The organism is Aliarcobacter thereius LMG 24486, assembly GCF_004214815.1.
Classification (GTDB): Bacteria; Campylobacterota; Campylobacteria; order Campylobacterales; family Arcobacteraceae; genus Aliarcobacter; species Aliarcobacter thereius.
This window is the reverse complement of record NZ_CP035926.1, coordinates 1,441,541-1,455,104: the sequence shown is the minus strand read 5'-3', so window position 1 is coordinate 1,455,104 and position 13,564 is coordinate 1,441,541. Positions and strand designations below refer to the sequence as shown.

Annotated in this window: 17 protein-coding genes; 16 read left to right on the top strand and 1 reads right to left on the bottom strand. The window is 28.5% G+C overall.

What is annotated here, in order from left to right:
* Positions 1-36: 36 nt before the first annotated feature.
* Positions 37-930, bottom strand: a complete 894-nt coding sequence (locus tag ATH_RS07550; RefSeq protein ID WP_066181450.1) for an AEC family transporter — start codon at positions 928-930, stop codon at positions 37-39.
* Positions 931-999: 69 nt separating this feature from the next.
* Here ATH_RS07550 and ATH_RS07545 point away from each other — a divergent pair, with 69 nt between their 5' ends.
* The 16 genes from ATH_RS07545 to ATH_RS07470 all read left to right on the top strand — a co-directional run bounded on the left by ATH_RS07545 (position 1,000) and on the right by ATH_RS07470 (position 13,558).
* Positions 1,000-1,635, top strand: a complete 636-nt coding sequence (locus ATH_RS07545) for a biotin--[acetyl-CoA-carboxylase] ligase (RefSeq protein ID WP_066181453.1) — start codon at positions 1,000-1,002, stop codon at positions 1,633-1,635.
* Positions 1,632-2,408 (top strand): ParA family protein, encoded by a 777-nt coding sequence (locus ATH_RS07540; protein ID WP_066181457.1) that lies wholly within the window; start codon positions 1,632-1,634, stop codon positions 2,406-2,408. Before ATH_RS07545 ends, ATH_RS07540 begins: the two co-directional genes overlap by 4 nt.
* 23 nt (positions 2,409-2,431) lie before the next feature.
* Positions 2,432-3,292, top strand: a complete 861-nt coding sequence (locus ATH_RS07535) for a ParB/RepB/Spo0J family partition protein (RefSeq protein ID WP_066181459.1) — start codon at positions 2,432-2,434, stop codon at positions 3,290-3,292.
* 106 nt (positions 3,293-3,398) lie between these two features.
* The gene (locus tag ATH_RS07530; protein WP_066181461.1) at positions 3,399-3,821 is read left to right on the top strand and encodes a F0F1 ATP synthase subunit B family protein; all 423 of its coding nucleotides are present in this window, start codon (positions 3,399-3,401) and stop codon (positions 3,819-3,821) included.
* 9 nt (positions 3,822-3,830) lie between these two features.
* Positions 3,831-4,349, top strand: a complete 519-nt coding sequence (locus ATH_RS07525; protein ID WP_066181464.1) for a F0F1 ATP synthase subunit B family protein — start codon at positions 3,831-3,833, stop codon at positions 4,347-4,349.
* Entirely contained in the window at positions 4,349-4,879 is a 531-nt protein-coding gene (locus tag ATH_RS07520) for a F0F1 ATP synthase subunit delta (RefSeq protein WP_066181467.1), read from the top strand. The genes ATH_RS07525 and ATH_RS07520 overlap by 1 nt, the downstream gene beginning before the upstream one ends.
* Before the next feature lie 22 nt (positions 4,880-4,901).
* The gene (gene atpA, locus ATH_RS07515; RefSeq protein ID WP_066181473.1) at positions 4,902-6,419 is read left to right on the top strand and encodes a F0F1 ATP synthase subunit alpha; all 1,518 of its coding nucleotides are present in this window, start codon (positions 4,902-4,904) and stop codon (positions 6,417-6,419) included.
* 10 nt (positions 6,420-6,429) lie between these two features.
* On the top strand, positions 6,430-7,314 hold the full coding sequence (gene atpG, locus ATH_RS07510) for an ATP synthase F1 subunit gamma (RefSeq protein WP_066181476.1): 885 nt from the start codon (positions 6,430-6,432) through the stop codon (positions 7,312-7,314).
* 21 nt (positions 7,315-7,335) lie between these two features.
* A complete protein-coding gene (gene atpD / locus ATH_RS07505) occupies positions 7,336-8,730 on the top strand; it encodes a F0F1 ATP synthase subunit beta (protein ID WP_066181480.1) in 1,395 nt (464 codons plus the stop codon).
* Positions 8,731-8,746: 16 nt separating this feature from the next.
* Entirely contained in the window at positions 8,747-9,127 is a 381-nt protein-coding gene (atpC, locus tag ATH_RS07500; protein ID WP_066171547.1) for an ATP synthase F1 subunit epsilon, read from the top strand.
* Between the two features lie 73 nt (positions 9,128-9,200).
* The gene (locus ATH_RS07495) at positions 9,201-9,695 is read left to right on the top strand and encodes a MotA/TolQ/ExbB proton channel family protein (protein WP_228140839.1); all 495 of its coding nucleotides are present in this window, start codon (positions 9,201-9,203) and stop codon (positions 9,693-9,695) included.
* 4 nt (positions 9,696-9,699) lie between these two features.
* Positions 9,700-10,089 (top strand): biopolymer transporter ExbD, encoded by a 390-nt coding sequence (locus ATH_RS07490; protein WP_066181486.1) that lies wholly within the window; start codon positions 9,700-9,702, stop codon positions 10,087-10,089.
* 1 nt (position 10,090) lies between these two features.
* Entirely contained in the window at positions 10,091-10,840 is a 750-nt protein-coding gene (locus ATH_RS07485) for a TonB C-terminal domain-containing protein (RefSeq protein WP_066181815.1), read from the top strand.
* Entirely contained in the window at positions 10,833-12,098 is a 1,266-nt protein-coding gene (tolB, locus tag ATH_RS07480) for a Tol-Pal system protein TolB (protein WP_066181489.1), read from the top strand. Before ATH_RS07485 ends, tolB begins: the two co-directional genes overlap by 8 nt.
* A gap of 64 nt (positions 12,099-12,162) precedes the next feature.
* Positions 12,163-12,696 carry an OmpA family protein gene (locus tag ATH_RS07475; RefSeq protein WP_066181491.1) on the top strand — a complete coding sequence of 178 codons (534 nt, stop codon included), beginning with the start codon at positions 12,163-12,165 and terminating at the stop codon, positions 12,694-12,696.
* Between the two features lie 7 nt (positions 12,697-12,703).
* Positions 12,704-13,558, top strand: coding sequence for a tetratricopeptide repeat protein (locus ATH_RS07470; protein WP_066181494.1), 855 nt, complete (start codon positions 12,704-12,706; stop codon positions 13,556-13,558).
* Positions 13,559-13,564 lie beyond the last annotated feature (6 nt).

The following is a 13,564-nucleotide window of genomic DNA, read 5'->3' as shown; positions in this document are numbered from 1 at the left end:
AAATATAAAAAAGCTCAGTTTGTAACTGAGCTTTTTTTATGCCAAGAAGTTTGTAAATAAAGTAATTGTAAATAAACTTACAATTACACCTAAAACCAATGAATTTATAGCTATCTTTTCATCTAATCCACCTTTTATAGCCAAAACAGCAGCCATAGTCATAGGTGGCATAGCAACTTCAATTATAGTTACTTTTATCCAAGTTTCATCAATATTATAAAAATGATTAAATATAAAAAGTACAACAATAGGTACGAAAATCATTTTTAGAATAACAGCAATAGTTACAATATGGAATTTTGAGAAAATATTTTTAAGTTCAAGTTTCATACCAATTGCAATCATTGCTATTGGAACTAAAGTTGAAGCTAAGTTTTCACTTGTAAAAAGTATAAACTTAGGTATTTCAAAATTTTTTGCAAGAATAGTGATAAAAAACATAATAACTGGTGGGAAAAGAAAAATAGATTTGAATATAGAATTAATACTATTTTTTCTTCCACTTCCCCAAGTAATTATCATCATTCCAACAGAAACTAAGATTAAAAATGAACCAAAAATATCATAAATCAAACCATATACAATAAAGTCTTGACCATAAAATGCATCAATATATGAAAAACCTATAAAAGATGTGTTACCAAAAGTAGCCATAATCATAAATGTAGCAAGTGATATTCTGTTTAGTTTTAGTAACTTACCTATTAAATAAGATAAAAATAAATTAGCAAAAATTATTGCATTAAACATTAAAATTAACCACAATATATTCAAATTTAAATCAAGTGGATAAATTTTCGAAAAAACAATCGCTGGAAGCGAAAAATAGATAATAAAATCTACAAGCTGTTTTGAATTGTCTTGAAAGAATACTTTAAATAAGTAACCAATCAAAAGAAAAACAGCTATCGGTAAAACGGGGTCTAGCATACTTATTCTCCTTAAAAGATTTGATTATAATTAATAAACTCTTTTAAATAAATTATATATAATTACAAAATGAAAATATTAAGATTAAAAACAGTTGATTCAACACAAAAGTATTTAAAAGAGTATGTAGAAAAAAATGGCTTTGAAGAAGCAACTTGTATCCTTGCTAATATGCAAACAGATGGAGTTGGAAGCAGAGGAAATTCTTGGAGTGCTGTTGAAGGAAATCTTCTTTTTTCTTTTGTTGTAAAAAGAGAAGATTTGCCAGAAGATTTACCACTTCAAAGTGCAACAATTTATTTTACAACTATTTTAAAAGATATATTGTCTAAAAAATCATCAAAACTATTTATAAAGTGGCCAAATGATTTTTACTTAGAAAATAAGAAAATAGGTGGGGCAATTACATCAACAACAAAAGATTTTCTGTTTTGTGGAATAGGTTTAAATCTTGTAAAAACAAGTGAAGAGTTTGGGGTTTTGGATATAGAAGTTAATATAGAAGATTTACTAAAAGAGTATTTCGAAATAGTAGAGAAAAAAATCTCATGGAAGCAAATTTTTAGTATTTTTCAGATAGAATTTAGACATTCAAAAGAATTCCAAGTAAATATTGATGGGAAGAAACATTCACTTGCGAGTGCTATTTTAAATAGCGATGGTTCTATACAAATTGAAGATAAAAAGGTGTTTAGTTTAAGATGACAGAAATTATTTCAATAGCAAATCAAAAAGGTGGAGTAGGAAAAACTACTACTGCTGTAAATTTAAGTGCAGCTCTTGCACTTGATGGTAAGAAAGTGCTTTTAATTGATGCAGATCCACAAGCAAATGCAACAACTTCTTTAGGTTTTCATAGAGATACATATGAGTATAATATTTATCATGTTATGCTAGGAACAAAAGAACTATCAGAAATTATTTTAGATTCTGAAATAGAAAATCTAAAAGTTGCTCCTTCAAATATTGGCTTAGTTGGAATTGAAAAAGAATTCTACAAAAATACAAATGAGAGAGAACTTGTTTTAAAAAGAAAAATTGATACGGTAAAAGATGATTATGATTATGTAATTATTGATTCTCCACCTGCTTTAGGACCAATTACAATAAATACTTTAGGTGCATCAACTTCTGTTTTGATACCAATTCAATGTGAGTTTTTTGCATTAGAAGGTTTAGCACAGCTTTTAAATACAATAAAATTAGTAAGACAAACTATTAATAAAAATTTAGAGATAAAAGGTTTTTTACCAACAATGTACTCTTCTCAGAATAATCTTTCAAAGCAAGTTTTTGCAGATCTTGCACAACATTTTGAGAATAAACTTTTTAAGGTTGATGATGATTCATATATTGTTATTCCAAGAAATATCAAATTAGCAGAAAGTCCAAGTTTTGGTAAACCTATTATGCTTTATGATATCTCAAGCATTGGCACAAAAGCTTATGAAAATTTAGCAAAAGCAATAATTGGTTAATTGTTATGAAAATAGGAAGTAAAATGGCATTAGGAAGAGGATTAGGAGAACTTTTAGGAGAAGTTGAAACTGCTTATGGGAATTCAAATTCAAATAAAAATGTATCAAATAATGATATAAATAAAATAAAAATCTCTTTAATAAAAGTTAATCCAAATCAGCCAAGAAAAATATTTGATGAAGATAAACTTAAAGAATTAAGTGATTCTATAAAAGAGCATGGGCTTTTACAAGCTATTGTTGTTACAAAAAATGATGATGAAACTTATACTCTTATTGCTGGAGAAAGAAGGTTAAGAGCACATAAAATGGCATCTATTGATGAAATAAATGCTGTTATAATGAATAGTGATGAACTAAAGTTAAGAGAATTAGCTTTAATAGAAAATATTCAAAGAGAAGATTTAAATATAATAGAACTAGCATTTTGCTATGCACAGCTTTTAAATGAACATAATATAACTCATGAAGAGTTATCAAAAAAAGTTTCAAAAAGTAGAACTTCTATTACAAATACATTAAGACTATTACAATTAAGTTCGTATGTTCAACAATATTTATCATCTTCAAAAATTAGTGCAGGTCATGCAAAAGTTATGATTGGTCTAGATAATGAAATGCAAAAAACTATTTGTGATAAAATTATTGAAGAAGATTTATCTGTAAGACAATGTGAAAAACTAATCAAAGATTTTAAAGAGAGTAAAAACAAAGTAAAAAGTAATATTGTTACAAAAAGTTACAATACTCAAACTCTTGAGAGTTTTTTAAATATATTAAAAGAAGATAAAATCAAAGCTAAGATAGATAAAAACTCAATTAAAATAACATTTAATTCTCAAGAGGATATAGATAGAATTATTAGTTACTTAAATATACAATAAATAAAAAAAACTATAAATTTATCCCTTTTTAATATTTCCTTATATATTTATTTGCTAAAATATAAACGTTTTAGTTAAACTAAACTGTAAAAATATGGAGGAATGAATGTTAGACATAAGTCCTATACTAATGCTTAGCTCAGCTATTATCTTTCTTATAGTTCTTGTTATACTAAATAGTCGTCTATTCAAACCACTATTAAATCATATGGATATGAGAAGTTCTCAAATTAAAGATGATTTAGAAGAAGCAAAATCAAACAGCAGTGATGTTGATGAGCTTTTAGTGGAAGCTAATGAGATTATCTCAAAAGCTAAAAGAGAAGCAGCAGCTATTAGAGAACAAGCTTACAAAGAAGCAAAAGATAGTGCAGATGTTAAACTTGCAAGTGAAAGATTAAATTTAGATACGAAAGTGGCTGAATTTAAAAATAGCTTACAGGACGAAGCAAAAGCATTAAAATCCTCTTTATTGTCATCAATGCCACAATTTAATGATAGCTTGAAAAACAAGCTAAATTCTATTTAGGAAGTGATGATGTATAAAGCGATTTTAATTGTAGCCCTAGCTATGTTACCAGTTGCAATATTTGCAAATGATGGTGCGGAAACGAACTATGATATAGTTCAAAGAACCGTTAACTTTATAATTTTTGCTTCAATTATTTGGTATTTACTTGCTAATAGAATTAAAGCATTTTTTGTTGCTAGAACTTTAGGTATTCAAGCTGAATTAGATAAAGTTCAAGATACAAAAAAAGCTTCAGAAGAGAAAAAACTAGAAGCAGTTAAAAAATCAGAAGATGCAAAAAGAATTTCAGCTGAAATTATTGAAAGTGCAAAAGCTGATATTGATGCTATTAAACAAAAAGTTTTAGTGGCTGTTGAAGCAGAGATTGCAAATTTAAATAAAAATTTTGACGAGATGATGAAAGTTGAACTTTCAAAAGTGAAAAAAGATGTTGTAGCTTCAATTCTTGATGAACTATTAAATTCTGATACTATTAATTTATCACAAGATGAATTAGTTGATATTGTTCTTAAAAAGGTAGCATAATGAAGGATTTAGTAGCAAAAAGATATGTAAAAGCTTTACTTGAAGCAAGAGATCTTAAAGAAATTAGTAGTTTTAGTAAAAAACTAAATAGTGTTGCAAAAGCGTTTTCTAATGATAAATTTAAATCAATTTTAGCTTCTTCAGAGATAAATGAAGTTGCAAAAGTTGAGTTTGTTTTATCTATAATTGAAAACCCTGAAAAATCTTTGGAAAATTTTATTAAACTTCTTGGTGAAAAAAGAAGATTAGAAATTATTCCATTTGTTGCAACAGAGTTAGAAAATCAAATTGCAAAATTAAATAATAATTTTATTGGTGTTATTTATACAAATAAAGAACTTCCAACAAAAAGTATTACTTCTATTGAAGAACAATTTAGTAAAAAATTTGATGTAAAACTTTCATTATCACAAAATGTTTGTGACTATGATGGAATTAAAGTTGATATTGATGGGCTTGGTGTTGAAATATCTTTTTCTAAAGATAGATTAAAAACTCAGTTAATCAATCATATTTTAAAAGCAGTTTAGAACTTAATAAAGGAGAAATTGAATGGGTGCAAAGATTCAAGCAGACGAAATCAGTTCGATCATTAAAGAAAGAATTGATAACTTTGAATTAAATGTAGATGTAAATGAAACTGGTAAGATTATCTCTTATGCAGATGGAATTGCTCAAGTTTACGGTCTTAAAAATGTTATGGCTGGTGAAATGGTTGAGTTCGAGAATGGCGAAAAAGGTATGGCTTCGAACTTAGAAGAATCTTCAGTTGGTATTGTTGTTCTTGGAAGTGGAAATGGACTTAGAGAAGGTACTTCTTGTAAAAGACTTGGAGAACTACTTGAAGTTCCAGTTGGAGAAGCATTAGTTGGAAGAGTTGTAAATGCTCTTGGTGAACCAATTGATGGTAAAGGTGCTATTGCTACAACAGAAAGAAGATATGTTGAGGAAAAAGCTCCTGGAATTATGGCTAGAAAATCTGTTCACGAACCATTACAAACTGGTATTAAAGCTATTGATGCATTAGTTCCAATTGGAAGAGGACAAAGAGAGCTTATTATTGGAGATAGACAAACAGGTAAAACAACAGTTGCTATTGATACAATTTTAAACCAAAAAGGTGAAAATGTAATTTGTATTTATGTTGCAATTGGTCAAAAATCATCTTCAGTTGCTTCAGTTGTAAGAACACTTGAAGAAGCAGGAGCTATGGATTATACAATTGTTGTTAATGCAAGTGCTGCTGATTCATCAACATTACAATTTTTAGCACCATATGCGGGTGTTACAATGGGTGAATTCTTTAGAGATAATGGAAAACACGCATTAATTATTTATGATGATTTATCAAAACATGCTGTTGCATATAGAGAAATGTCATTAATTTTAAGAAGACCTCCAGGAAGAGAAGCTTACCCAGGAGATGTATTCTACTTACATTCAAGACTACTTGAAAGAGCTGCAAAAATGAGTGATGAACAAGGTGCTGGTTCTATGACTGCACTACCAATCATTGAGACTCAAGCAGGAGATGTTGCTGCATATATTCCAACAAACGTAATTTCTATTACTGATGGACAAATATTCTTAGAAACAAACTTATTTAACTCAGGAATTAGACCTGCAATTAATGTTGGTTTATCAGTTTCAAGAGTTGGTGGAGCTGCACAAATTAAAGCTACAAAACAAGTTGCTGGTACACTAAAACTTTCTTTAGCACAATATAGAGAGCTAGAAGCATTCGCACAGTTTGCATCTGATCTTGATGAAGCTACAAGAAAAGAGTTAGAACTTGGACAAAGAATGGTTGAAGTTTTAAAACAAGGTGTAAATAAACCACTTGTTATTGAAAAACAAATTGTAATCATTTATGCTGGAACAAAAGGTTATTTAAATGACATTGCAGTTAAAGATGTTGTAAGATTTGAAAACGAGTTACATCCATTCATCGAGCAAAAATATTCAGATATTTTAAGTGCTATTAAATCAAGTCAAAAACTTGACGAAGGTACAGAAACAAAATTAAAAGCTGCATTAGAAGAGTTTAAAACTGTATTTAATGCAAATTAAGGATTAGTCTATGGCTAACTTAAAAGAGATAAAAATAAAAATTGGAAGTGTAAAGAATACAGAGAAAACTACAAAAGCTATGAAGCTTGTATCTTCTGCAAAACTTACTAGAACAAGACAATTGTCTGAACAATCTAGAAGTTATGCAGTAAAGATTAATGAAGTTTTATCTGATATTGCAGCACGAGTTAGCAAAGTTCAAGAGGATGGTAATTTAGGACGAGCATTTGTTCAAAATGAAAATCCAAAAACAGTTGATATAGTTTTTGTAACAGCTGATAAAGGACTTTGTGGTGGTTTTAATATGAATACTATTAAAACTGTTAATAAATTAATAAGCGAATATGAAGCTAAAGGCTCAAAAGTAAGATTAAGAGCTGCTGGAAGAAAAGGGATTGATTTCTTTACATTTCAAGGGCAAACTTTAGAACAAAAAGCAATAGAGTTATCTTCAGCTCCATCATATGAAAAAGCTTCAGAGTTTATTAAAGAGTCTGTTGAAGACTTTAAAAATGAACTTACTGATAAAGTTATAATTGTTTATAATGGGTTTTTAAATATGCTTACTCAAGAGATGAGAGTAAGAGAACTTTTACCTATTAGTTTAGAAAAAGTTGAGATTACTGAAGCTACATCTATGCTTAATATTGAGCCAGATGATGATGACGAAGTTTTAAGAGAATTAACTGATAAATATATTGATTTTAATATGTATTATGCATTAATTGACTCTTTAGCTGCTGAACATAGTGCTAGAATGCAAGCTATGGAAGCTGCTACAAAGAATGCAAAAGAGAAAGTTAATAGTTTAACGGTTGAGTATAACAAAGCAAGACAAGCTGCAATTACAACAGAGCTGATAGAGATTATCAGTGGTGTTGAAGCATTAAAATAATTTAAGAAGGAGACGCCCTAAATGAAAGGTAAAATTATTCAGGTAATGGGTCCTGTTGTTGACGTAGAGTTCGACGGGTACTTACCAGAAATTAATGAAGCTATTGATGTTACTTTAGCTGATAAAAATAAAGATAGACTTGTATTAGAAGTTGCTGCTCATATTGGTGATAGTAGAGTTAGAGCTATTGCAATGGATATGACAGAAGGTCTAATTAGAGGACAAGAGTGTGTTGCAACAGGTGGTCCTATTAAAGTTCCAGTTGGTGAAGCAGTTCTAGGAAGAATTTTTAACGTTATTGGAGATCCAGTTGACGAAGGTGCAGCAATTCCAGCTGAAACTGAAAGATGGTCTATTCATAGAGCAGCTCCAAGTTTTGAAGAGCAATCAACAAAAACAGAAATGTTTGAAACAGGAATCAAAGTAGTTGACCTTCTTGCACCATATTCAAAAGGTGGAAAAGTTGGATTATTTGGTGGAGCTGGAGTTGGAAAAACGGTTATTATTATGGAATTAATTCATAATGTTGCGTTTAAACACTCTGGATATTCTGTATTTGCAGGAGTTGGAGAAAGAACAAGAGAAGGAAATGACCTTTACCATGAGATGAAAGATTCAAATGTTCTTGATAAAGTTGCTCTGTGCTACGGACAAATGAGTGAGCCACCAGGTGCAAGAAATAGAATTGCTCTAACAGGACTTACAATGGCTGAGTACTTTAGAGATGAAAAAGGACTAGATGTTCTTATGTTTATTGATAATATCTTTAGATTTGCACAATCAGGTTCTGAGATGTCAGCTCTTTTAGGAAGAATTCCATCAGCAGTTGGATACCAACCAACACTTGCAAGTGAGATGGGAAAATTACAAGAGAGAATTACATCTACATCTAAAGGTTCTATTACTTCTGTTCAAGCTGTTTATGTACCAGCAGATGACTTAACTGACCCAGCTCCTGCTTCAGTTTTTGCTCACCTTGATGCAACAACAGTTTTAAATAGAAAAATTGCAGAAAAAGGTATTTATCCAGCAGTTGATCCACTAGATTCTACTTCAAGAATTTTAAGTGCTGATATTATTGGACAAGAACATTACTCTACAGCTAGAGGTGTTCAATCTGTTCTTCAAAAATATAAAGATTTACAAGATATAATTGCAATTCTTGGTATGGATGAGTTATCAGAATCAGATAAACTTGTAGTTGCAAGAGCTAGAAAAATTGAAAGATTCCTATCTCAACCATTCTTCGTTGCTGAAGTATTTACAGGAAGTCCTGGAAAATATGTTGAATTAAAAGATACAATTGAAGGATTCCAAGGAATTTTAGATGGTAAATATGACCACGTTCCTGAAATGGCATTCTATATGGTTGGTGGAATTGATGAAGTTTTAGCAAAAGCTGAGAAAATGAAATAAACCATAAGGGTCTAAAATGGATACAATGAAATTATCAATAGTTACTCCATCTGGAAGTTTGTTTTCTGGTGAAATTAAAAGTGTAACTCTCCCTGGGAAAGAGGGAGAGTTTGGAGTTCTTCCTGGTCACTCTTCACTAGTATCTACTTTAAGTGTTGGTGTAATTATTATAGAAAAAGTTGATTCTACTGAAGCTGTTGCTATTAATTGGGGACATGTGAAAGTAGATGAAAATAGTGTTGATGTTTTAGTTGATGGAGCTATTGCATTAACAAGTGGAAAAGATTCTGAAATTGCTAAAAATATTGAAGCAGCTAAAGAACTAGTAAACTCTGTAAAAGATACTACTATTTCTATTGCATCAGTTGAAGCAAGAATTAACTCTTTTGCACTATAAATAAAACATGATTTCTACATTACTAAATTATTTGACAAATAGTAGCGCTATTACTTTAATAGTATTAGCGCTATTGTCAATCTACTTAATTATTGTTTTTTGGATATTTCTTTATAGATTTAATACACTAAAAAGAGTTATTGAAAATGAGAAAAGAGTTTTAGATGGATTAACATCTGGACAAAATAGATTTACTTCTTTATCTCTTCTAAATCAGTGTTCTGGTGGGAATAATATTAAAGAAATTTTACATGCTTGTGAGATAAATACAATAAAAGATGCAAGTGTTGGCTTATCTTGGCTAGCTATTATATCTTCAACTTCACCATTTATAGGATTGTTTGGAACAGTTGTTGGAATATTAGAATCTTTTGCAAAATTTGCAAATGAGTCAAAAGTTGCATTCTCTGTAATTGCTCCTGCTATTAGTGAAGCTCTTGTTGCAACAGCAGCTGGTATTTTTGTAGCTATTTTTGCTTATACATTTCATCAAATAATCTCAAGAAAAGTTTATGAGTTAAATGTTTACTTAAAAGCACAAAGCGAAATTTTAATAGCAAAAGGTTAATTTTTTGTTTGATTACAACCAAAAACCAGATTTAAATATTACTCCATTAGTTGATATTATGTTGGTTCTTCTAGCTATATTAATGGTAACAGCACCTGTAATAGAGTTTGAAGAACCTATAAATCTTCCAAAAGGAAGTGCTACAAAACAAGTACAAACTATTGCAAATATATCTATTACAATATCTAAAGATAGAAAAGTAAGTATAAATAAAAAAAGTTTTGATATAAAAACATTTGCTGATGATTTTATATTATACTCAAAAGATAAAGATCAAAAAAGTTCGGTAACAATAAGAGCTGATAAAAATCTTAAATATAATGATGTGATATTTGTTTTAAAATCTGTAAAAGAGGCAGGATTTACAAAAGTTTCACTTTTAACAGATGGATAATATGAAAAATAGTAATAATTTTTATTTATCTGGAATAATTGCCTTTTTTACATATTTTATACTTCTATTTTTATTCTCTTTTTATGTTATCTCTCCACAAGCAAAACTTTATAGCTTTAAAGATGATTCATTTGAGATAGAACTTCAAGTATTTGAAGATAAATCAAAAGAAAAAGAAAGTATTAAACCAAAAGAAGAAAAAATTGTAAAGATTGAGAAAAAAGTTGAAGAACAGATAAAAGAAGAGATTAAAGAAGCTTCAAATTCAAATAAAAAAGTTGATGTAAAATCTCTTTTTGCTAACTTCAAAGAGAGTAGTCAAGAGCTAAGCGAAGAAGATATAAAAAATATTAATAAATCGATAGATCCAAAAAGATTTAAAAGTAAATTTGAAAAAGAACAAAGAGAAAGTATATCTTTTGATAGAGTTTTTGAAAATAATAAAACAACAACTAGCTTAAGTAATAGTGAGAATAATAATTCAGATGATGAATATTTAAAAGAAGTAAATTCACTGTTATCAAAATGGGTACCAATTAGTGGAAACAAAGAGTTAAAATCTTTAGTGGTAGTTTCTATTGATTCTTTAGGAAAATTCTCATACACTGTTTCAAGAAAAAGTGGTAATGAACTTTTTGATATAGCATTAGATGATTTTTTAAAAAAACAGCTTACTATAAAATATCCAATACCAAAGAAAAATATTATAAGAATAGAAGTTGAATTCAAACAAAAGGATAAAAATGATTAGATTTTTTTTAATTTTATTAATAAGTATTAATATTGTTTTTGCATTTGATGCAAAACTAGAAATTGTAAAACAAGGTGCAAACAAACCAAAAATAGTTGTTTCTATGGATATACAAAGTAATGAAAGACTAATTTTAAGTAAAATAAGAAAAACGATAGTTGATGATTTAAATATTAGTGGTAATTTTGAAGTTTCAGATTTTATTAGTGAAAGTTCATACTCAAGTTCACCAAATTATTTAACTTTAACAAATTCAAAAATTGATTTATATCTTAATATTACTGCAAATAAAGAACAAAATGGTTCTTATACATTAATGACAAAACTATTTGATATAAATAAAAAACTTATGATTCTTGAAAAAAATTATACAACTCCAACAGAAGATAGATATATTTTCTTAGCTCATAAAACAGCTATAAATATAAACAATCATATAAAAGCACCAAGTATAGATTGGATGGAAAGGTATGTTTTATTTTCAACATATGATGGAGCAAATAGAGCAAATATCATGATAGGAGATTATACTTTAGCATATACAAAGAAGATTGTAGGTGGAGGATTAAATATATTTCCTAAGTGGGCAAATAAGAAACAAGATTCAATCTTTTATACAACATATAATTATAAAAAACCAACTTTGATGAAACTAAATATATATAGTGGTAAAAAAGAGATTATTATGGATTCAGATGGAATGGTAGTATGTTCAGATGTAAACCAAAATGAAGATAAAATTTTAGTTACAGCTGCTCCTGAAGGTCAAGCAGATATATTTCTATTTGATTTAAAAACTAAAACAAAAAAACAAGTTACATATCATGGTGAAATTGATGTGGGTGGACAATTTGTAGATAATGATACAAAAATAGCTTTTATTTCTGATAGATTAGGAAGACCAAATGTTTTTGTACAAGAGATTGGAAAAAGTGCAGTTGAAAGATTTGTATTTCATAGCAGTAATAACTCATCAGTTACAACATTCAAAGATAAGATAGTTTTCAGTAGTAGAGATAGCGATAATTCATTCTCAAAAAGCTTTAATTTATATCTTGCATCAACTAAATCTAATGATTTAAAAAGATTAACTTCTTATGGTGTTAATCAGTTTGCTAAATTCTCAAGTGATGGTGAAAGTCTTCTTTTTTTAAAAACAGTAAACAATTCAAGCGATTTAGGAATAATAAGATTGAATCTTGATAAAACATATTTATTTCCATTAAAAGGGAAAAAGATACAATCTATTGATTGGTAAAATAAAGATAGATTAAGTTTTTTTCTTGTAGTATGGTGGCTAAATTTATTTTTAAGGAAAGACAATGAAAAAACTAGGTCTATATTCGTTATTAGTAGCAGGATTATTATTTACAGCAGGTTGTGCAAACAAAGAAGTAGATGCAGATAATACAGTAAGTTCTGAAGATAGTAATGCTTCTTCAAAATCAGTAAACAATCAAGCAGCAGAAGGTGCTTTATTGGAAAAAGCTGATGGTGGAAACTATTATAATATTAACGGTGAAAGAACATTTATCGAGCATGTATATTTTGATTATGATAAATTTACTTTATCAAATGCAAACAAAGATAAAGCAGTTTCAAATGCTTCTAAACTTGCAAAAGTTAAATCAGAAACAATCGTAGTATACGGGAATGCTGATGAAAGAGGAAGTGATGAATATAACTATGCTTTAGGTTTAAAAAGAGCAAATGCTGTTAAAAATATTTTAGTAAGTAATGGTGTTAAAGCAAATATTACTATTAAATCATTAGGTGAAAGCAATCCAGTTTGTACAGAAGCAACAGAATCTTGTTATTCAAAAAACAGAAGAGTTGAGCAAGAATTAGCAAAATAATTCAAATATGAAGAAATTATTATTACTACTTGTAATAGCTTCAATAGCCGTAACCAAAGAGGTTTCGGTCTATGAAGCGACAAAAGAAAGCACTTATGGTCTTACAAATACAGAAAAACATATATTAAAAAATCAATCAAATATTAGTGAATTATCTTCAAAAGTAGAAGAATTAAATACCCTTGTAGAAACTCTTTCTAATAGAATGGAAGGATTAAATTCTGTTTATGAAGGTGATTCTCAAAAATTAAATAATACAACTATCTTGGTGAATGAAAATAAAAAAGAGATAGAAGTTTTAAATGAACATATAAAAAAGATAACAGAGCTTATAAATAAAATAAACTCTGAATATGTATCTTCTAATGAATTTAAGAACAATATGCAACAATTTGTTACAAGAGAAGAATTTGAAGCATTAAAAAAAGCTTTGGGTTTAAATACTGCTGTTAGTCCAAAAAATGCACAGAAAAATGATCTAAAAGAACCAAAAACTGCTGAAGAAAAAGCAAATTTAATGGCTGAAGCTAAGAAAGATTTTAGTGAAAAAATGTATACTTTCGCTATCCCTAAATTTGAAAAATTAGTTGAGGTAAATTATAAACCAGCTGAGAGTAATTTTCATTTAGGTGAGATGTGGTTTAAGAGAAAGAAATATGAAGATGCAATTTCATATTATAAGAAATCTGCAATATTGTATGATAAGGCAAGTTATATGCCAACGCTTCTATTAAATTGTGGAATTTCATTTGAGAGATTGAAAGATAATGAAAATGCAAAGAGTTTTTATAAAACTTTGATTGAACATTATCCAAAAAGTAATGAAGCAAAAGAAGCAAAAACAAATTTAAATAAATTATAAAAGGAA

What these genes read in the sequence shown, in the direction of transcription:
- ATH_RS07545 (WP_066181453.1), top strand. Translation starts at nt 1,000, where the DNA reads ATGAAAATATTAAGATTAAAAACAGTTGATTCAACACAAAAGTATTTA.
- atpA (WP_066181473.1), top strand. Translation starts at nt 4,902, where the DNA reads ATGGGTGCAAAGATTCAAGCAGACGAAATCAGTTCGATCATTAAAGAA.
- atpC (WP_066171547.1), top strand. Translation starts at nt 8,747, where the DNA reads ATGGATACAATGAAATTATCAATAGTTACTCCATCTGGAAGTTTGTTT.
- ATH_RS07475 (WP_066181491.1), top strand. Translation starts at nt 12,163, where the DNA reads ATGAAAAAACTAGGTCTATATTCGTTATTAGTAGCAGGATTATTATTT.
- ATH_RS07470 (WP_066181494.1), top strand. Translation starts at nt 12,704, where the DNA reads ATGAAGAAATTATTATTACTACTTGTAATAGCTTCAATAGCCGTAACC.
- ATH_RS07535 (WP_066181459.1), top strand. Translation starts at nt 2,432, where the DNA reads ATGGCATTAGGAAGAGGATTAGGAGAACTTTTAGGAGAAGTTGAAACT.
- ATH_RS07550 (WP_066181450.1), bottom strand. Translation starts at nt 930, where the DNA reads ATGCTAGACCCCGTTTTACCGATAGCTGTTTTTCTTTTGATTGGTTAC.
- ATH_RS07525 (WP_066181464.1), top strand. Translation starts at nt 3,831, where the DNA reads ATGTATAAAGCGATTTTAATTGTAGCCCTAGCTATGTTACCAGTTGCA.
- atpD (WP_066181480.1), top strand. Translation starts at nt 7,336, where the DNA reads ATGAAAGGTAAAATTATTCAGGTAATGGGTCCTGTTGTTGACGTAGAG.
- ATH_RS07485 (WP_066181815.1), top strand. Translation starts at nt 10,091, where the DNA reads ATGAAAAATAGTAATAATTTTTATTTATCTGGAATAATTGCCTTTTTT.
- atpG (WP_066181476.1), top strand. Translation starts at nt 6,430, where the DNA reads ATGGCTAACTTAAAAGAGATAAAAATAAAAATTGGAAGTGTAAAGAAT.
- ATH_RS07520 (WP_066181467.1), top strand. Translation starts at nt 4,349, where the DNA reads ATGAAGGATTTAGTAGCAAAAAGATATGTAAAAGCTTTACTTGAAGCA.
- tolB (WP_066181489.1), top strand. Translation starts at nt 10,833, where the DNA reads ATGATTAGATTTTTTTTAATTTTATTAATAAGTATTAATATTGTTTTT.
- ATH_RS07530 (WP_066181461.1), top strand. Translation starts at nt 3,399, where the DNA reads ATGTTAGACATAAGTCCTATACTAATGCTTAGCTCAGCTATTATCTTT.
- ATH_RS07540 (WP_066181457.1), top strand. Translation starts at nt 1,632, where the DNA reads ATGACAGAAATTATTTCAATAGCAAATCAAAAAGGTGGAGTAGGAAAA.